This window comes from Parabacteroides sp. PFB2-10, assembly GCF_029893085.1.
Taxonomy (GTDB): domain Bacteria; phylum Bacteroidota; class Bacteroidia; order Bacteroidales; family Tannerellaceae; genus QVMG01.
In genome coordinates, this window is record NZ_JARXWI010000002.1 from 310,043 (window position 1) to 330,439 (window position 20,397).

A 20,397-nucleotide genomic window follows, 5' to 3' on the forward strand; every position below is an offset into this window, starting at 1 on the left:
TCTTTTTTCACCCGATTTCAAGAAAAAAACAGGATCTTTGTTTCTCAAATACATTCTAACTAAACACTAAATAAAAGACAGATTATGTACGGAAAAATGAAAGAATTCCTGACCACGGAGCTGGATAATATCCAGTCGGCAGGTCTTTACAAGAAGGAACGTATTATCACTACCCCTCAACGCGCGGATATTGAAGTGAGCGGAGGCGGTCATGTATTGAACTTTTGTGCCAACAACTATTTAGGTTTATCCGACAACCAACGCCTTATTGACGCAGCCAAACGCACAATGGACTCCCATGGATTCGGTATGTCGTCGGTGCGTTTCATCTGCGGCACCCAGGATCTGCACAAAGAATTGGAAGCGGCCATTGCCGATTATTTCCAAACCGAAGACACCATTCTCTATGCGGCCTGCTTCGATGCAAACGGCGGTCTGTTTGAACCCTTGTTTGGCCCGGAGGATGCCATTATTTCTGACGCATTGAATCATGCTTCGATTATCGATGGCGTACGGTTGTGTAAAGCAAAACGGTATCGCTACAACAACGCAGATATGGCCGACCTGGAGCGTTGTTTGCAGGAGGCACAGGAACTGCGTTTCCGCGTGATTGCCACCGACGGAGTCTTCTCGATGGACGGAAATGTGGCACCAATGGATAAGATCTGTGACCTGGCTGAAAAGTATGACGCGTTGGTGATGGTCGACGAATCGCACTCTGCCGGTGTGGTCGGCAGAACCGGACACGGCGTGGCCGAACAGTATGATTGCTACGGACGCATCGATATCTTTACCGGCACCCTGGGCAAAGCCTTTGGTGGCGCTATGGGTGGCTTTACCACCGGCAAAAAGGAGATTATCGATATGTTGCGCCAGCGCTCACGCCCCTATCTCTTCTCTAACTCAGTGGCTCCCGCCATTATCGGAGCCAGCCTGGAGATGTTCCGCATATTGAAAGAGAGCGATGTGTTGCACACCAAACTGATGGAGAATGTGAACTACTTCTGCGACAAAATGATTGCGGCTGGATTTGATATCAAACCGACACAATCGGCTATTTGTGCCGTTATGCTCTACGATGCCAAACTCTCTCAGGACTTTGCTGCCCGTATGCAGGAAGAGGGTATCTATGTTACCGGATTCTATTACCCGGTCGTTCCGAAAGACCAGGCTCGCATCCGCGTACAGCTCTCCGCCGGCCACGAACGCGAACATTTAGATAAAGCGATTGAAGCGTTTATTAAAATTGGGAAAGAGCTTCGGGTAATTGATAATTGACAATTGATAATTGATAGATTTATTACAAAACCTTAACTATGATTAAACATGAAAGAGAATGTTGTGAAAGACAAATCATATAGATTTGCTATTAGAATAGTGAATCTCTATAAAGTTTTAGGCGAAAGGCATGAGTATGTATTATCAAAACAGTTGTTAAGATCTGGAACAGCTGTCGGAGCAATGATAAAGGAGGGCTTACAGGCTCAATCGAAAGCTGATTTCATCCACAAATTGAGTATTGCTCTAAAAGAGGCATGCGAGTCTGAATACTGGATCATGTTGTTAAAAGACACAACATACATAAAAGAAACAGAATATGAATCCATATTGCCTGATTGCCAGGAGTTAATCAAATTATTAACATGCATAATAAAAACAGCAAAGAACACCAGAGACAGGTAAACAGCTATCAATTATCAATTGTCAATTATCCATTATGAAAAGCAATTTTCACAGTCATTGCACCTATTGTGATGGGCGTGACGTTCCGGAGGAGTTTCTGAAAGAAGCCATTCATCAGGAATTCAGAGCGTATGGTTTTTCCTCACATGCTCCGCTTCCTTTCGAGACCTTTTGGAATATGTCGGCCAAAGATATGCCGGCTTACCTGTCGGAAATCGATCGTTTGAAAAAGGAATATGGAGATCAGATAGAGGTATATACCGGGCTTGAAATTGATTTTTTGGACGACACATATAATCCTTCGATCGACTATTTTCGGCAATTGCCATTAGACTACCGCATTGGTTCCGTTCATTTCATTCCACAATCAGAGGTGTTAACGGAGGAGAATATGATCTGTATCGATGGTCCGTATGAGGAGTTTGCGGCAGCTGTCGATCGCTTTTACAATGGAGATATCCGCCAGTTGACAGAAGAATATTACCAAGCTGTTTGCCAGATGGTGGAATTAGGGGGATTTGATATCGTAGGGCATGTGGATAAGATATACCAGAATGGTCATCGCTATCCCGGTTTTTCTTTGGAGGCTGACTGGTACAAAGATCTTTTTTATACGTGTATAGAATTGATCGCTAAAAAAGGACTGATGGTAGAACTCAACACCAAGAACTATCACCGTAAGCAACAACTGTTTCCACACAACCAGTTTCTGACTTTGTTACGTGAGAAGAAGATACCTGTTATGGTCAATTCCGACACACACTTTCCTCACCTGGTGAATGATGGCCGGGAGGAAGCCCTGGCACTCCTGAAAGAGGCTGGGTTCACCCACACCCGTGAGCTCCTGCAAGGCAAATGGGAAGATAGGCCTCTCTGACAAGAGAGAGACACCTATCTCTTTTTATCTTTATCTTTCGTTTACATTGATTGCCAGACCACCTTCCGAGGTTTCTTTGTAAAGACTTGGGAGGTCATTTCCGGTTTGGCGCATCACTTCCACCACCTGGTCGAAGCTGACCCGGTGTTTCCCATCCGAGAAGGTTGAAAAAGTATTGGCATCCAACGCGCGGGCAGCGGCAAAGGCATTTCGTTCGATGCAGGGTATCTGCACTAAGCCGCAAACCGGATCGCAGGTCAGTCCCAGGTGATGCTCCAAGCCCATCTCGGCAGCATACTCGATCTGCGCCGGTGTTCCCCCAAACAATTGGTTGGCCGCTCCGGCTGCCATGGCACAAGCCACACCAACCTCACCCTGACATCCGACCTCAGCACCCGAAACAGAAGCATTCGTACGCACAACGTTGCCAAACAAACCGGCCGTAGCCAAGGCACGTAAGATGCGCGAATCACGGAAGTCCCTCGATTTTTTCAGATGAAACAACACAGCCGGCAAGACACCGCAAGAGCCGCAGGTAGGAGCCGTCACGATTTGACCACCACAGGCATTCTCTTCGGAAACAGCCAAGGCATAGGCATACACTTTGCCCCGACTCTTGATGCTGCCACCATAGCCTTTCGCCCGGATCAGGTAGTCAGAGGCTTTGCGCCGTATGCCCAGACCTCCGGGAAGCACGCCTTCGGCTTCGAGACCACGGCGAACAGCTTCCTGCATCACCTCCCATGCTTCCATCAGATAATCCCAGATGGCTTCCCCTTCGCATTGTTCCACATACTCCCAGTAAGAAAAGCCCTTTTTCTCACACCATTGCTGAATATCATGAATGGTATTCATGTCATAGATCTCTTCCGTCTTCTGCTCATTGAACTCTTCATTGGCCAGGGTGCCACCTCCGATGCTGTAGATAGTCCACGCTTCCTGCAGATCGCCCTTCCCATTGAAGGCTTTGAACAACATCCCATTCGGATGGAAAGGAAGGAATATCTTCGGTTCCCATACGATTTCCGTAGGAGCCGCCGCCTTAAGCACATCCAATATAGCCTGGTCGGTCATATGCCCTTTGCCCGTAGCCGCCAGGCTACCATATAAAGTCACCTGAAAAGAGGCAGCATCGGTATGCCGATCTAAAAAAATCTGAGCGGCGCGACGCGGTCCCATCGTATGGCTGCTTGAAGGCCCAAAGCCTATGCGAAAAATCTGTCTGATTGATTCCATAAATACCTTTGTTTCATTATTTGTGTTTACCGGTGCAAAGATATCATTTTCTTACTATTACAAGCCCTTTTCTGCGGAAAGGAAACAGATCGACAAGGAATTGACAAAATGATATTTCGCTTAGCCCAGTGTAAAACAAATTGGTCAATTTGAAAATCGAATATTCCAATACTTGATCATACATACGAAAAATACTCATTTACAGATAAAGCGTGAAAAAGATGAAAGAAAAGGAACAAGAAAAGAGTTATGTGAACAATTTTTCCACTATTTTCCACATATTTTACCACCTTTGTCTGTTCAAACTGCCTACATTTGCAATAACATAAATAATTAACAAAAGATGAGAAAGACCTGGAGATGGTTTGGAAAGAAAGATAAAATAACTCTTTCGATGTTGCGCCAGATTGGCGTTGAAGGTATCGTTACCGCTTTACATGATGTTCCTAATGGGGAAGTATGGACTTTAGAAGCTATTGAAGACCTCAAGAATTATATCGAATCGCATGGTTTGGAATGGTCGGTTGTGGAAAGCCTTCCGGTGAGCGAATCCATTAAGTATGGGGGAGCGGATCGCGACCGGCTGATCGACAATTACATTGAAAGCCTTACCCATCTGGGACAGGCGGGTGTAAAAACAGTTTGTTACAACTTTATGCCGGTGATCGACTGGATACGGACTGAGCTGGAGTACACGCTGGAAGACGGCACCTCTACCCTCTTTTTCGATAAGATCCGTTTTGCCTACTTCGATTGTTTCATCCTGAAACGCGAAGGAGCCGAAAAAGACTATACTCCCGAAGAGATGGAACAGGTATATGCCTTGGACAAAACCATTACGGAAGCCGAGAAAGACGAACTTATCGATACAATCATCGTAAAAACGCAAGGCTTCATCAACGGAAATATCAAAGAAGGCGATAAGAATCCGGTGGCTATTTTCAACCGCTTACTGGCTCTTTACGACGGCATTGGAAAAGATCAGTTACGCGAAAATATGAAGTATTTTTTGACTCGTATCATGCCGGTTTGCGATTTGTACGGCATTGATGTGTGCGTACACCCTGACGATCCGCCACGCCAAGTACTGGGGTTGCCTCGCATTGTAACCGACAAAGAAGACATCGAATGGATCCTTTCCGCAGTTGATAATCCGCACAACGGACTGACCTTCTGCGCGGGTTCATTGAGCTCCGGCTTGCAAAACGACGTACCCGCCCTGGCTCGTGCCTTTGCCTCCCGTACCCACTTCGTACACCTGAGAAGCACAGACATACAACCGAACGGCAATTTCATCGAAGCCTCCCATTTGCAGGGGCGTGGCCATTTGATCGAATTGGTTCGCATCTTTGAACAAGAGAAGCCTTCGCTGCCTATGCGGGTCGACCACGGCAAACTTATGCTCGACGATAAAGAAAAAAATTATAATCCGGGCTATTCTTTTTATGGAAGAATGTATGCCCTGGCACAAATGGACGGGGTGATTGCTACCGTCCGCACATGTAAAACAAATTCATAAGTATATCTATTAATCATGAAAGAATTAAACAAAGAAACCATGAACAAACCGGCCTATCCGGAACGTATTATTCAATTTGGTGAAGGAAACTTCCTGCGTGCTTTTGCAGACTGGATGATCCAGGTGATGAACGAAAAGACAGATTTCAACAGCAGCGTTGTCGTAGTGCAACCTATCGATAAAGGGATGATCGACATGCTGAACAAACAGGACTGCCTGTATCACGTGAATCTGCAAGGATTGGATAAAGGCGAAAAGGTAGATAGCCTGACGCGCATCGACGTGATCAGTCGCGCCCTGAACCCTTACACTGACTTCCAGGCATTCCTGCAACTGGCGGAACAACCCGAAATGCGTTTCGTCATATCCAATACGACCGAAGCAGGCATCGTGTTCGATCCGGCATGCAAGCTGTCCGATGCACCAGCTTCTTCTTACCCGGGCAAACTGACACAACTGCTTTATCATCGTTTCAAAACATTCCAGGGCGATAAGAGTAAAGGATTCATCATTTTGCCTTGCGAACTGATCTTCCTGAACGGGCATAAATTGAAAGAAACAATCTATCAATACATCGAACATTGGAACCTGGAAGAGGAGTTCAAATCCTGGTTTACGGAATGTTGCGGTGTGTATGCCACCTTGGTCGACCGCATCGTACCCGGATTCCCGCGGAAAGATATCGATGCCATCAAAGAAAAACTGCAATACAACGACAACCTGGTGGTGCAGGCCGAGGTGTTCCATCTCTGGGTAATCGAGGCACCCGAATCGGTAGCCAACGAGTTTCCAGCCGACAAGGCAGGATTGAACGTATTGTTCGTGCCCAGCGAAGCGCCTTATCACGAACGGAAAGTGACGCTGTTGAACGGTCCGCATACGGTACTGGCTCCGGTCACCTATCTTTCCGGCGTGGACATCGTGCGCGATGCCTGCCAACACGAGGTGTTAGGGAAGTATATCCATAAGGTGATGTTCGACGAATTGATGGAAACACTTGATCTGCCGAAAGAAGAATTGAAACAATTTGCCAACGATGTACTGGAACGTTTCAACAATCCTTTTGTGGATCACTCCGTGGTCTCTATTATGCTTAACTCCTTCCCCAAATTTGAAACACGCGATCTACCGGGTCTGAAGACCTATCTCAAGCGCAAAGGCGAACTGCCGAAAGGCCTGGTGTTGGGGTTAGCGGCTATCATTACCTATTATAAAGGGGGAACCCGTGCCGACGGAGCGCCTTGCACACCAAACGATGCGCCGGAAATCATGCAGTTACTGAACGAGCTTTGGGCAACCGGTTCCACACAAAAGGTAGCCGAAGGGGTATTGGCTGCCTCCTTTATCTGGAATGAAGACCTGAATCTGATTTCCAGTCTGACCGAGTTGTTGACCGGTTACCTGGATGCGATTGCGGAAAAAGGAATGCTGGAAGTTGTTAAAGAGATTATCTGATGGCAAGATTTATTCATATCAATCCGGCAGATAATGTAGCGGTTGCCATCGAAAAGATGGCAGCCGGCGAAACACTGCAAACAGGCAACCTGTCGGTGGTGCTCAAAGAGGAGATACCTGCCGGGCATAAAATAGCGCTTCAAGACTTTAAGACAGGCGACCATATCATCAAATACGGTTCACCCATCGGTCATGCCCGTGAAGAGATTCCGGCAGGAAGTTGGGTAAACGAACAGAATATCAAAACGAACCTGGAAGGGCTGCAGGAGTATACCTTTAGCCCTGTGCCGGAACCCACCCTACTCCCCTCCCAAGAGATCACCTTCAAAGGCTATCGCCGAAAGAACGGTGATGTGGGGATCCGCAACGAATTGTGGATCATCCCGACGGTAGGTTGCGTGAATGGCATTGTGACTGCCCTGGAAAAGAACTTCCGCAAGGAATGTGATGATAAAGGCGTTGACGCTATCGTTGCTTTTCCGCACAACTACGGCTGTTCGCAATTGGGTGATGACCATGAGAATACGCGTAAGATATTGCGCGACCTGGCGCTCCATCCCAACGCGGGAGGCGTCTTGATTGTCGGATTGGGTTGCGAAAACAACCAGATCGGCGCTTTCCGGGAGTTCCTGGGTGACTTCGACACCGAGCGTATTCGTTTTATGGAATCGCAAAAGGTCGATGATGAAATAGAGGCAGGCATGCAGATTCTCCGCGAGCTTTACGCGTTGGCATCACAGGATAAGCGGACAGATATTCCTTTTGGTGAGCTGCGTGTCGGCCTGAAATGCGGTGGTTCGGATGGATTCTCCGGTATTACGGCCAATCCTTTGCTTGGCGTATTCTCCGATTTCCTGGTAGCTCAGGGCGGCACCACCGTATTGACGGAGGTGCCCGAGATGTTCGGGGCGGAAACGATCCTGATGAACCGCAGCCAATCGGAAGCCATTTTCCAGAAAACAGTGCATCTGATCAACGATTTCAAGTCCTACTTCATCGAGAACAAACAACCCATTTACGAAAATCCTTCGCCGGGGAACAAAGCGGGAGGCATCTCAACCCTGGAAGAGAAATCCTTAGGCTGTACCCAAAAAGCGGGGACATCCATGGTGAAAGATGTATTACTCTATGGCGAACGCTTGAAGACAAAGGGGTTAAACCTGTTGAGCGCGCCGGGCAACGACTTGGTAGCCAGTACGGCCTTAGCGGCGTCAGGATGCCATATGGTATTATTCACCACCGGAAGAGGCACACCCTTCGGCACCTTTGTACCTACGGCCAAAATATCAACCAACAGCAACCTCTACCAACATAAGCCCAATTGGATCGACTTCAACGCCGGCAGCTTATTGGAAGGAGAGACTATGGAGGCGTTGGGCGAACGCTTCACCCAATTCATCTTGGATGTAGCCAACGGCGCACGCACCAACAACGAGAAGAGTGAGTACCGGGAAATAGCTATTTTTAAATCCGGCGTCACCTTGTAATCCTATTTTTTGAATTATAAATACACTTAAAAGATAATAGTATGAAGACATTTATGGACAAAGATTTCCTACTGAAAACACAAACAGCGCAGGATCTCTATCACAATCATGCCGCCAAATTACCCATCATCGACTACCATTGCCATTTGATACCGCAAATGGTAGCCGACGACCATCAGTTCCGTTCCATGACGGAAATATGGCTGGGTGGCGACCATTACAAATGGCGCGCGATGCGTACGAATGGTATCGACGAACGTTTTATCACCGGCGACACCAGCGATTGGGAAAAGTTTGAGAAATGGGCGGAAACAGTCCCTTACACCATGCGCAACCCACTCTATCACTGGACGCACCTGGAGCTTAAGACAGCCTTCGGTATCGATAAGGTATTGAATCCGAAAACCGCTCGTGAGATATTCGACGAGTGTAACGATAAATTGAAGCAACCGGAATATTCCGCTCGTGGTATGATGAGACGCTACAACGTAGAAGCCGTTTGTACCACCGACGATCCGATCGATAGCCTCGAGTACCACAAGCAGACCCGCGAGTCGGGCTTTGAAATAAAAATGCTACCCACCTGGCGTCCCGATAAGGCAATGGCAGTAGAAGTGCCTGCCGACTTCCGGGCTTACGTAGAAAAGTTGTCTGAAGTGAGCGGTGTAACGATCGCTGCTTTTGACGATATGATCGCAGCCCTGCGCAAACGCCATGATTTCTTTGCCGAAAATGGTTGTCGTTTGTCGGACCACGGCATCGAAGAGTTCTACGCCGAAGACTATACCGATGCGGAGATTAAAGCGATTTTCAACAAAGTATATGGTGGAACAATGCTTTCCAAAGAAGAAATTTTGAAGTTCAAGTCAGCCATGCTGGTTATTTTCGCTGAAATGGATTGGGAGAAAGGCTGGACACAACAGTTCCATTACGGAGCGATCCGCAATAACAACACCCGCATGTTCCGTCAACTTGGCGCCGACACCGGATTCGACTCCATCGGTGAGTTCAACACCTCCAAAGCGATGTCGAAGTTCCTGGATCGCTTAGACGTGAACGGTAAACTGGCAAAAACAATCCTCTACAACCTCAACCCATGCGCAAACGAAATGATTGCCACCATGTTGGGCAACTTCCAGGACGGCAGTGTACCGGGTAAGATACAGTTTGGCTCCGGTTGGTGGTTCCTCGATCAGAAAGACGGCATGGAAAAACAGATGAATGCCCTATCGCTTTTAGGATTGTTAAGCCGCTTTGTAGGTATGCTGACCGACTCGCGCAGCTTCCTCTCCTACCCGCGTCATGAATATTTCCGCCGCACCCTGTGTAACCTGTTCGGCAACGATATCGAAAACGGAGAGCTTCCCGCAAGCGAGATGGATTTTATTGGACAAATAGTTGAGAATATCAGTTACTACAATGCCAAACAATATTTCAATTTCGATTAAAAACCACTTATCATTTATAAAATAAAAAGTATGAATAGTTCTTTTAGTATAGAAGGAAAAGTAGCCGTGATCACCGGAGCCGGTGGCGTATTGGGCGGCAGCATTGCCAAGAGCTTTATCAAAGCCGGAGCAAAGGTAGTAGCCATCGACATCCGTCAGGAGCAATTAGACACCCGTATCGAAGAGTTACGGAAAGAGGGTGGCGAGGTGATCGGCTTTGTCGGCAACGCGCTTGATATCGAGAGCCTGAAGAAAGTGGCCGCACAGATTATGGATGCATGGGGACGGATCGACATCCTATTGAATATTGCCGGAGGAAACACCCCGGGCGGCACCCTGCGTCCCGACCAGGAATTCTTCGATATGCCGGTGGCCGAATGGGAAAAGGTGACCAGTCTGAACCTGAACGGAACGGTGTATCCCTCTATGGTGTTCGGCAAAATTATGGCTGAGCAGAAGTCGGGCAGCATTATCAACATCTCCTCCATGGCAGCCTATTCGGCGATTACCCGTGTACCGGGTTATTCTGCCGCAAAAACGGCCGTAAGCAACTTCACCCAGTGGCTGGCTACCGAGATGGCGCTGAAATATGGAGAAGGCGTACGCGTAAACGCGATTGCTCCGGGTTTCTTTATTGGCGACCAGAACCGGGCGGTATTGATCAACCCCGACGGTTCGCTGACCGAACGCAGCCAGAAGGTATTGGCAAAAACCCCGATGAAACGCTTCGGCGATATCAACGAACTGAATGGAGCCGTGCAGTTCCTGTGCAGTGAAGCAGCCAGCTTCATTACCGGTGTGGTATTGCCTGTCGACGGAGGATTCTCTGCCTTTAGCGGTGTGTAAACCCTATCCATTTATAGAAAAAGCCCGGACTAATAGATATTGTCCGGGCTTTTTTGTATCCACTTTATTCGTTTTTCACACCCCTGACAGTTGAAGATCGGATGCTCCCCTGGCAGGCTTTTTTGAAAATCATAAAATGACAAAATGATATTTCCGCCCGAGAATGTTGGAGAAAAGGCAGGACTTTTTTGACAAACTCCCGGGAGTAAACATTTGTTAACAATTGAAGTGTAAGCAAACAACTCTCGTTTTAACTAAAAAATGCCCCTTTCTGCTTACACTTGAGTTTTTCGATATTCCACTTGTTTTATAATAGATAGAAAATAACTACCTTTGTCGATTATTTCATCTCCACCTAAAGAAAGGACACAATATGGCTATCTACTTAAAAGATGTATCAAGAACTTTTGGAGAATACCTCCTTATTCCCGGTTTAACAACAAAAAAATGCATTCCAGACAATGTCTCCCTGAAAACACCTTTGGTGCGCTACACGGGAGAGGGTCCGTCGGCTATCAACCTGAACATTCCGGTTGTCTCTGCGATCATGCAATCTGTTTCCGGACCGGAACTGGCCATTGAGTTGGCGCGTAATGGTGGATTGTCGTTTATTTTTGGATCGCAACCGATCGAAAGCCAGGTTGAGATGGTCAAAAAGGTTAAGAAGTTTAAGGCAGGATTTGTGATCAGCGACTCCAATCTGACGCCTACTCATACGTTAGCCGATGTGATCAATCTGGTAAAAAAGACAGGACATAACACCATCGGTATCACAGACGATGGTAAACCCAACGGGAAATTATTGGGTATCGTGGCCAGCCGCGACTACCGCATCGAAAAAGATGCACCGGACACTCCGGTGAAAGATTTTATGACCCCGTTTTCCGAATTGATAGTCGGCAAAGTGGGTATTGGATTGAAAGAGGCTAACCAAATCATTTGGGATAACAAACTGAACACACTGCCGATCATCGATGATGAACAGCGTCTGCAATACTTCGTCTTCCGCAAAGACTACGACAGCCATAAGGAGAATCCATACGAGCTTTCTGCTGCAGATAAAAAACTGCTTGTCGGAGCTGGTATCAACACCAGGGATTATAAAGAACGTGTACCCGCGTTGGTAGAAGCCGGGGTTGATGTGCTTTGTATCGACTCGTCCGACGGTTATTCCGAATGGCAATACGAAACCCTGCGGTGGATCAAAGAGACCTACGACGGCAAGGTATTGGTGGGCGCAGGTAACGTAGTCGACGAAGAAGGATTTATCTACCTGGCAGATGCCGGAGCCGATTTCATAAAAGTGGGTATTGGCGGTGGATCGATCTGTATCACCCGCGAACAGAAGGGTATCGGACGCGGACAAGCGACAGCCCTGATCGACGTAGCACAGGCACGCGACAACTACCACCGCAAAAAAGGAGTTTATATCCCGATTTGTAGCGACGGCGGTTTGGTACACGACTATCACATGGTATTGGCCTTGGCGATGGGCGCCGACTTCCTGATGATGGGACGCTATTTTGCCCGCTTCGACGAATCGCCTACCAAGAAACTAAAGATTGGCAATAGCTTCGTGAAAGAATACTGGGGCGAAGGGTCAAACCGCGCGAAGAACTGGCAACGCTACGATATGGGCGGCAATGAGTCATTGAAATTTGAAGAGGGAGTCGACAGCTATGTGCCGTATGCCGGGAAGATGAAAGACAACCTGAATCTTACCCTGGGCAAAATGAAGGCTACGATGTGTAGCTGCGGAGCCACGACCATACCCGATCTGCAACATTTCTCGAAGATCACCTTGGTATCGTCCACCAGTATTGTGGAAGGTGGCGCGCATGATGTGATTCTCAAAGAATAAGAGGATTATCCATATAAAAAAGAAAGGGGAAGTATTCGAAAATACTTCCCCTTTTCTTTTATCATGTAATTCAACGTTATCTATTAGCTACCACCCACTCTTCTGCTTTTGCCAGAGACTCAAGGCTACCGATATCCAATAGCTTTAGGTCTTCCATCGGATAGGCCTGAATAGTTGCGCGGGCACAGATCGACAGGTAAAAGTTAATGATAGGAAACTTCCCGGTCCATTCATCCATCCATTCGAATATTTCCTGCGATATCACATGAATGCCGCCAAAAGCATATTCGGTATACATCGACGGATCAAAATCAGGATAATAGGATTTCACCTCGCCGGTCTCCCTATTACGCCATCCGCATAGCTTATGCGCGTTATCAAAGAGAAGGTAGCGCGATGTATTGCGGTTACTCACCAACAAGGTTGCCAATGGATTGGTTTTGGCATGATCCGTATAGAGTTTCATCAAATCGACATTGGAAAAGATGTCTACATTATGCACCAAAAAAGGTTCGTTCCCTTGCAGGAAACGAGCAGCATGTTTAATGCCTCCTCCGGTATCCAATAGATAATCGCGCTCATCGGATATATCGATATGAACACCAAAGTTATTCTTCGCTTCTAAGAAGTCAATAATTTGCTGCCCTTCGTGATGAATATTAATCACAAGTTCATTAAATCCGGCACCTTTCAGCTTCAGGATAATATGTTCCAACATGGGTTTTCCATCCACTTCTATCAAAGCCTTAGGGGTCTTGTCTGTCATCGGCTTCAGGCGTGTTCCCATACCAGCCGCAAAGATCATCGCTTTCATATTGTCGAGTCAAAAATTTGTTCCACATTTTGTTCCCTGTGTATCAAGGTCACCTTCACACCAAACCGCTTATGCAGATGCTCAGCCAGGTGTTGTGCCGAGTAAACCGAACGATGTTGCCCGCCGGTACAGCCAAAGCACACCATCAGATCCGTAAATCCACGATCCAAATAACGCTGCGCAGAAGAATCGACGATGGTGTAGACATGCTCCAAAAAGGTGGTGATCTCCCCATCTTTTTCCAGGAACTCGATCACTGGCTCGTCTAATCCCGTAAACTGATTGTAGCGTTCATACTTGCCAGGGTTATTCACTCCGCGGCAATCGAATACAAATCCACCGCCATTACCGGTCGTATCATTGGGGATGCCTTTCTTATAAGCAAAGCTCATCACCTTCACTTCCAGCGTGCGGCGACGTATATCGTCTGTAAACTGTTTCAGTCCTGTCAACTCTTTCAATACCTGATAGAGATAAGGATACTCCGGAAAGTCTTCGCGGAGCAGTTCTTTCAGGTTCTTTATAGCGTATGGTACGCTCTGCATAAAATGCGGTTTCTTCTCGAAATAGCCACGAAAACCATAAGCACCTAACACCTGAAGCGTACGGAAAAGAACAAAATGGCGCAAGCGATGACGGAACAACGCCTTATCAACCACTGTATATTCAGCAAGCGCCTCCATATAAGCCTCGAGCAACTCCTGGCGTAACCCTTCGGGATACATGGCTTTTGCCTGCCAAAGGAAAGAGGCTACATCATAATAGACCGGCCCTTTACGCCCTCCTTGAAAGTCAATAAACCACGGCTTATCGTCCTTCACCATGACATTACGCGACTGAAAATCGCGATACATAAATGTAGGTGTCTTATCTTGCAGAAGCACATCACACATCTTCTGGAAATCATCCTCCAAACGATTCTCCTGAAACTCCATGCCGGTCGCTTTCAGGAAGCAATATTTGAAATAATTAAGATCCCATAATATCGAACGTTCATTGAATTCCGGTTGCGGATAACATTGCGAAAAGTCTAATCCTTCGGCACCGACATATTGCAGTTTAGGCAACAATGCGATCGTTTGAAAAAGCAGATTCCGTTCTTTTTCCGTAAACACACAGCTTTTACGTCCCTTTTCTATCGCATCAAAGAGCAGGGTATCACCCAGATCTTCCTGCAAATAGAAACGTTTGTCATCCGAAACGGCATACACTTCCGGCACCGGCAATCCTTTTTCCCGAAAATGAGTAGCCATCGAAAGAAAAGCATTGTTTTCTTCCGGTGTCGTACCGCTTACCCCAATCACCGGTATGGAACCTGTGATCCGGAAGTAGCGCCTGTTGGATCCAGAGGAAGGCAATTCGATCAGATCGGTAACCGGATGCCCGGTATATTGATTGTAGAGCCTGGAAAGTTCGTCTTTTATCATAAACTACGCGTTTTCATCGCGAAGGTACAATATATTTACATAATATCCCGCCTCCCCTGCGGCAATTACTTTTCAACATTCAGGTGCAAGTCACTTAACATATTCAGTTTGAAAGTAATATGTTTCCTTCGACGGTTTCCCTTCTATATGGTAACGGGTGGAGGCACTTACCCGGAAGAGGTAGCCTCTTTCGATGGCCGGATCAATGGGTAAAAAGACTTCCGTCCCATATATTCCGGTGGATAAAATATGTTGTGCCTTGTTTGTATCTAAGCTATCAGTCAAAGAGTAATAAAGGGTATAGGTCAACGCCTCCGGTTCGTTTTCCGGTTTTTCCCAATAAAGACGCAATTGATTTTCTTTTCGCTCGACAAAAACCTCTTCAGGAGAAGCGGGCACGCGGTCATCGAGCCAGGTCAAAGGCGGCAAAAGCGCCGGATATTGATAGTAATTGTCCCTGATTTCGGAATAGAGCCCTTTCCTGTCGTCCAGAATATGCGCGCACCGGAAGAAGGCAGAACCTTCCGCTCCGTTATAACGGCTGTAGTCTATCTGATCGGTAATATCCGAAACCGTCCAGTTGGCCTCCTCTTTATCCGTTCGATAAGCACCTAACCCGGAAACAAACAAACGCTCTCCCGCTATTTCCGCCCAATTGTCCACAAACGGAAAGAAATGATCATGTTGATAGTACATCATCGGCACAATCATGTCATGCTTTCCTGCGTCCATCCATTGCTTGGGATCCTGAAACACGGTCTCGTAGGCCGTCCACCCGGCATTTGGCATCCGCTCGATCGAACTGTATTTCCCCAAAGGGGAGCTGCTGACTTGCACCCAGGGTTTCAACTGTTTCACTTCGTCGTAAAGGCGACCAACCAGCCGGTTTATATTATCCCGCCGCCACTCCGCCAGCGATTTTCCTTTCCCATACACCGTATACGCCACCTTATCAGGAAAAGTCTGTGCCTGATCGGGATAGCGGATATAATCAAAGTGAACCCCATCAATATCATACGAAGAGACCAGTTCACGCACTAAAGAAAGAAGATAATCAGTCGTTTCAGGAACACCCGGATCCAGGTACCATTCCCCGCGATGACGCTTAACCATTTTAGGATATCGCTTCACAACAGAACGCGCGCCCTGCTCCCCGACGGTTTTGTCATTCCCTACCGGGAAGGTCACCAGCCAGGCATGACATTCCATGCCCCGCTTATGACATGCTTCGATCGCAAATTGCAATGGATCATAGCCGGGCGACTGCCCATATTTTCCGGAAAAAACCTTTGAGGAGGGCTCTATAATCGATGGGTAGATCACATCACCCCGCAAACGAACCTGCACAAACAAGGTATTGAAGTTCGCCTCTTCCAGACGATCCAATAGATGAATCAATTCCTCCTGTTGTATTTTTGCCCCGGCAGGAGTGGTGGCTGGACAGGTCGGCCAGTCCAACCCGTAGATCGTGGTCAGCCACACCGCCCTAATCTCTGTGCGGGGAGGATCCACCGCCCAAAGAGAAACAACAGCCCAAAAACAAAGAAAGAGGAAGCAGATTCTTCTCATCAAATGCCTTTTTCCATCAGATAGCGTTCCGCTTCGATCGCAGACTTGCAACCTGACGCGGCAGCCGTAATAGCCTGACGGTATACCGGATCGGCCACATCACCCGCGGCAAAGACTCCCGGCACATTCGTACGCGGCGTTCCCGCTATCGTCTTGATATAGCCGGTTTCATCGGTCTCCAGCCAGTCGGCAAACACCTTCGAGTTGGGCGTATGACCGATCGCCAGGAAGAAGCCATCGATATCAATATCCACAATTGATTCATCCGGTTCGCCTTTGCGTTTCACCAGACGGGCGCCTTCCACGCCATGTTCACCGAAGAGTCCGATCGCGTTATGCTCGAACAAGACCTCAATCTTCGGATTATCTGCCACGCGTTGTTGCATCACCTTTGAGGCACGCAGAAAAGGTTTGCGCACAATCAGGTAAACCTTTTCGGCCAGCGACGCCAAGTAGAGCGCCTCTTCACAAGCCGTGTCGCCTCCACCCACAACCGCTACTCTCTTTTTCCGGTAGAAGAAGCCATCGCAAGTCGCACAGGCCGATACGCCCATACCCGCATATTTCGCTTCATCCTCCAGACCCAGGTATTTTGCACTTGCTCCGGTGGCAATAATAACCGTGTCGGCTTCGATGATCTTTTCGCCCTCGATCGTCACCCGCAGCGGGATCTGGGAGAAATCACTTCCTGTTGCAATACCTATACGCACATCAGCTCCAAAACGCTCGGCCTGCTTCTTCAGGTCTTGCATCATATCGAAACCGGATATACCTTCCGGATAACCCGGGAAGTTTTCTATATCAGTGGTGGTGGTCAACTGACCTCCCGGTTGAATTCCTTCATAAAGCACAGGGCTTAAGTTTGCACGGGCAGCGTAGATCGCTGCGGTATATCCGGCTGGGCCGGAACCAATAATCAGGCAACGTACCTTTTCTATCGACGGATGTTCCATATTCAATAATCTCTGTTAATTGTTTTTATTTTGTGTTTTTCAGTCTCAAGCGGTGGCGGATAGTTAGCGAAGATCGATAACCTCCGCATCCGGATAGTCCTTTGTATTAAAAACAAAAAAGGCATCCGGTTGGTTTATCCCCATTTTTATTTCATCAATCTGAATAAGGGTTCGGGAACCATTCTTCATATCAATTTCAATACGCGCGGGCAAATAACTTTTTTTCTCAATTTGCAGGGTCACACGTGTGATATCCCCTTTTTTCTTGGGAGTCAATTCGACATTATAAGCCATTCGCCCACTTGCTGTGCTGCTTTCGCCTTTCAACTCCGCTTTGTATTCCTTTTTATAAGAACCCAACAGGAGCGCCGGATTGAGATATTGCAATTCTTCGCCCGTAGGCTCTGTCACATTCACCTCTTCATTTCCCACCATATACGCCCATTGGGTTTTCCCGTCAAACCAGATACGCACATCGGGCATAAACAGGGTGAACTTATCGCCCTTCATCTGCAACTGCCCTTCAAAGCTCTCTATGAGACCTGCCCCTTCGGCACGCATATTCATCGCAAAGCGGGCTGAGATACCATTCGCCTCTTCAAAAGCCGCTGCCGCTTTATCAAGCACCTCTCCCCCACACTGTGCCGCTGTCGGCAAAACAACAACACCCAGTAGGACAACAGCTATTATATATCGTATTAATTTATTCTTCATCATTTTACACCCCTCTTCAATTAATAATTAATAATTAACCATTAATAATTACTTAAGTCCATTCAGCAACTGTTCCAACGAATACTCATCCTGAATCAACACCTGCCGTGCCTTGCTGCCTTCGAAAGGCCCTACGATACCGGCCGCTTCCAGTTGATCCATCAAACGTCCGGCGCGGTTATACCCAATAGCAAATTTGCGTTGAATCAACGAAGTGGATCCTTGCTGCTGGATAACAATCAGGCGGGCAGCTTCGTCAAACAACGGATCCCGATCCGACAGGTCGATATTGCCGGGAGCAGACGATTCACCCTCAGGCACATATTCGGGCAAAAGGTGCGCGGTCGGATAACCCGTTTGTTCTCCGATATAGGTAGCAATACTTTCCACTTCGGGGGTATCGACAAAGGCACATTGCACACGGATCATATCATTCCCTTGCGAGAAGAGCATATCACCACGCCCGATCAACTGGTTAGCGCCCGGCCCATCTAAGATCGTACGTGAGTCGATCATCGAGGTCACACGGAACGCCATACGTGCCGGGAAGTTGGCTTTGATGGTTCCGGTAATGATATTGGTGGTCGGGCGCTGGGTCGCGATCACCATGTGAATACCTACCGCACGCGCCTTCTGGGCAATACGGGCGATCGGCAATTCGATCTCTTTTCCGGCTGTCATGATCAGGTCGCCAAACTCATCGATCACCACCACGATATAGGGCATAAACATATGGCCTTTGTTGGGATTCAACCGGCGATTGATAAACTTCTCATTGTATTCTTTGATATTACGCGTATGCGCCTTCATCAACAGGTCATAGCGGTCGTCCATCAGTTTACAAAGCGAGTTCAACGTATGGATCACTTTCGTAAAATCGGTAATGATCGCTTTGTCCATATCCGGCAGTTTGGCCAGGTAATGGCGCTCGATCTCTGCATAGATACTAAACTCTACCATCTTCGGATCGACCAGTACAAACTTCAGTTCCGAAGGATGTTTCTTATAGAGCAATGAGGTGATGATCGCATTCAACCCGACCGATTTCCCCTGTCCGGTGGCCCCGGCCACCAGAAGGTGAGGCATCTTACACAGGTCGACCATAAAGATCTCATTGGTAATGGTCTTACCCAAAGCGATCGGGAGTTCATATTTACATTCCTGAAATTTCCGGGAGGCAATAACCGATTGCATGGATACGATCTGCGGATCTTTGTTCGGCACCTCGATCCCAATGGTTCCCTTTCCGGGCATAGGCGCGATAATACGGATACCCAAAGCCGACAGACTCAAAGCGATATCGTCCTCCAGATTACGGATCTTGGAGATGCGCACCCCCGCTTCCGGGATCACCTCATAGAGGGTGATCGTCGGGCCTACGGTTGCTTTGATAGAAGATATATTGATACCAAAGTTCTCCAGTGTTTGTTTGATACGGCGTTGGTTGGCGGTCTGCTCTTCCATATCGACCTGGTAATCTTTCATTTCATATTTCTTCAACAATTCAGCCGAAGGGTTACGGTAGCTCGACAGGTCTAATTTCGGATCGTATGGCTCCATCTCGTCCGGATTGGCCTCTTCGATATCGCCTTCGGGCACTTCTATGGTGAAAGCCGGATCTTCTTCCTCATCATCCTCATTCTCACTATCTTCCTCTTCGATCTCCGGGATATACTCTTCGTCTTTCGGCACATTCACCTCGAAGGTTACCTCTTTATCGTTATTCTCCACAAACCGATAGGCGTCGCTTTCCGGATTTTCCGTTAACACTTCCGGATCGAATCCGCCAAACTGAAATTCCGGTTCATCCGGATTTTTCGCCTTCTTTTTCCGTTTCAACCAGCCAAACGAAAGCATTCGTTGCAAGAAAGGCACAGTCCGTTTGCTTGAAAAGATCGCGATAATCAGGAAGCTACCCAACAACAACAGGAGCGTGCCCGGAATACCGATATTACTGATCAGCCATTCGGAAATATAATACCCATGCAAACCGCCCAGATAGATAAAGGTATCTTCATAGCCGGCGACAAAGACAAAAGCAAAGAATACCGAACCCCATATCATCGTGGCCGCGCAAAACAGGAAACGCTTCAGTAGCTTGGCTCTTGTCAGTTTCATCAAGCGGGTGCCCAACGTACCGAAAAACAGCAAAATCATAAAAGAGGAGATACCAAACCATTGATTCATCAACAGATCCGCCAGGTAGGCTCCCCGCACTCCTGTCCAATTCGCCACCGAACCTTTGTTATTAACCAGATCGGTCAGAGGCACATTTTCTATTTTGCTCTGATCCGCCCCTCCGGTAAAGAAAAAGGAGATCAACGCTAAACCGATATATATCGTAAACAAGCAAATGATCAATCCGGTAATATACCGCGTACGCTCATTCGTAAAGAAGGCCTTCAACGATTTGAAAAATCCACCCTCCTTCTTCTCTTTTCGCTTATCCTGTTTCGTATTCTTTTTCTTTGCCATCAACCCAATGCTTAATATTAGAACCATGGGCCG

At 47.5% G+C, this 20,397-nt stretch carries 16 protein-coding genes; 9 read left to right on the forward strand and 7 right to left on the reverse strand.

Annotation, left to right across the window (positions count from 1 at the left end):
- Positions 1 to 84 precede the first annotated feature (84 nt).
- The 3 genes from kbl to M2137_RS03180 are packed head-to-tail and all read left to right on the forward strand — an operon-like array spanning position 85 to position 2,560.
- Entirely contained in the window at positions 85 to 1,278 is a 1,194-nt protein-coding gene (kbl, locus tag M2137_RS03170; protein WP_280765009.1) for a glycine C-acetyltransferase, read from the forward strand.
- Positions 1,279 to 1,326: 48 nt separating this feature from the next.
- The gene (locus M2137_RS03175; protein ID WP_280765010.1) at positions 1,327 to 1,683 is read left to right on the forward strand and encodes a four helix bundle protein; all 357 of its coding nucleotides are present in this window, start codon (positions 1,327 to 1,329) and stop codon (positions 1,681 to 1,683) included.
- 34 nt (positions 1,684 to 1,717) lie between these two features.
- Positions 1,718 to 2,560 carry a histidinol-phosphatase gene (locus M2137_RS03180; RefSeq protein ID WP_280765011.1) on the forward strand — a complete coding sequence of 281 codons (843 nt, stop codon included), beginning with the start codon at positions 1,718 to 1,720 and terminating at the stop codon, positions 2,558 to 2,560.
- Between the two features lie 30 nt (positions 2,561 to 2,590).
- Here the strand turns inward: M2137_RS03180 and M2137_RS03185 are convergent, their stop codons facing one another.
- Positions 2,591 to 3,796, reverse strand: a complete 1,206-nt coding sequence (locus M2137_RS03185) for an L-serine ammonia-lyase (protein ID WP_280765012.1) — start codon at positions 3,794 to 3,796, stop codon at positions 2,591 to 2,593.
- A gap of 343 nt (positions 3,797 to 4,139) precedes the next feature.
- Here M2137_RS03185 and uxuA point away from each other — a divergent pair, with 343 nt between their 5' ends.
- The 6 genes from uxuA (at position 4,140) to M2137_RS03215 (ending at position 12,412) form a co-directional block, all read left to right on the forward strand.
- On the forward strand, positions 4,140 to 5,315 hold the full coding sequence (uxuA, locus tag M2137_RS03190) for a mannonate dehydratase (protein WP_280765013.1): 1,176 nt from the start codon (positions 4,140 to 4,142) through the stop codon (positions 5,313 to 5,315).
- Positions 5,316 to 5,330: 15 nt separating this feature from the next.
- Positions 5,331 to 6,770 carry a tagaturonate reductase gene (locus tag M2137_RS03195; RefSeq protein ID WP_280765014.1) on the forward strand — a complete coding sequence of 480 codons (1,440 nt, stop codon included), beginning with the start codon at positions 5,331 to 5,333 and terminating at the stop codon, positions 6,768 to 6,770.
- Positions 6,767 to 8,257 (forward strand): altronate dehydratase family protein, encoded by a 1,491-nt coding sequence (locus M2137_RS03200; RefSeq protein WP_280765053.1) that lies wholly within the window; start codon positions 6,767 to 6,769, stop codon positions 8,255 to 8,257. Before M2137_RS03195 ends, M2137_RS03200 begins: the two co-directional genes overlap by 4 nt.
- 41 nt (positions 8,258 to 8,298) lie before the next feature.
- Positions 8,299 to 9,705: a glucuronate isomerase gene (gene uxaC, locus M2137_RS03205; protein WP_280765015.1), complete on the forward strand. Its 1,407-nt coding sequence runs from the start codon at positions 8,299 to 8,301 to the stop codon at positions 9,703 to 9,705.
- Between the two features lie 30 nt (positions 9,706 to 9,735).
- Positions 9,736 to 10,551 carry an SDR family oxidoreductase gene (locus M2137_RS03210; RefSeq protein WP_280765016.1) on the forward strand — a complete coding sequence of 272 codons (816 nt, stop codon included), beginning with the start codon at positions 9,736 to 9,738 and terminating at the stop codon, positions 10,549 to 10,551.
- A gap of 373 nt (positions 10,552 to 10,924) precedes the next feature.
- Positions 10,925 to 12,412: an IMP dehydrogenase gene (locus M2137_RS03215; protein WP_280765017.1), complete on the forward strand. Its 1,488-nt coding sequence runs from the start codon at positions 10,925 to 10,927 to the stop codon at positions 12,410 to 12,412.
- Positions 12,413 to 12,488: 76 nt separating this feature from the next.
- Here M2137_RS03215 and M2137_RS03220 read toward each other — a convergent pair whose 3' ends face one another.
- The 6 genes from M2137_RS03220 to M2137_RS03245 form a co-directional block, all read right to left on the reverse strand.
- Entirely contained in the window at positions 12,489 to 13,226 is a 738-nt protein-coding gene (locus M2137_RS03220) for a nucleotidyltransferase family protein (RefSeq protein WP_280765018.1), read from the reverse strand.
- Positions 13,223 to 14,653, reverse strand: a complete 1,431-nt coding sequence (locus M2137_RS03225) for an RNase adapter RapZ (RefSeq protein WP_280765019.1) — start codon at positions 14,651 to 14,653, stop codon at positions 13,223 to 13,225. Before M2137_RS03225 ends, M2137_RS03220 begins: the two co-directional genes overlap by 4 nt.
- A 90-nt stretch (positions 14,654 to 14,743) precedes the next feature.
- Positions 14,744 to 16,222 carry a family 10 glycosylhydrolase gene (locus M2137_RS03230; RefSeq protein ID WP_280765020.1) on the reverse strand — a complete coding sequence of 493 codons (1,479 nt, stop codon included), beginning with the start codon at positions 16,220 to 16,222 and terminating at the stop codon, positions 14,744 to 14,746.
- Positions 16,222 to 17,175 carry a thioredoxin-disulfide reductase gene (gene trxB, locus M2137_RS03235; RefSeq protein WP_280765021.1) on the reverse strand — a complete coding sequence of 318 codons (954 nt, stop codon included), beginning with the start codon at positions 17,173 to 17,175 and terminating at the stop codon, positions 16,222 to 16,224. The genes M2137_RS03230 and trxB overlap by 1 nt, the downstream gene beginning before the upstream one ends.
- A gap of 63 nt (positions 17,176 to 17,238) precedes the next feature.
- On the reverse strand, positions 17,239 to 17,892 hold the full coding sequence (locus M2137_RS03240) for a LolA-like putative outer membrane lipoprotein chaperone (RefSeq protein WP_280765022.1): 654 nt from the start codon (positions 17,890 to 17,892) through the stop codon (positions 17,239 to 17,241).
- A gap of 45 nt (positions 17,893 to 17,937) precedes the next feature.
- Positions 17,938 to 20,364, reverse strand: coding sequence for a DNA translocase FtsK (locus M2137_RS03245; protein ID WP_280765023.1), 2,427 nt, complete (start codon positions 20,362 to 20,364; stop codon positions 17,938 to 17,940).
- Between the last annotated feature and the right edge of the window lie 33 nt (positions 20,365 to 20,397).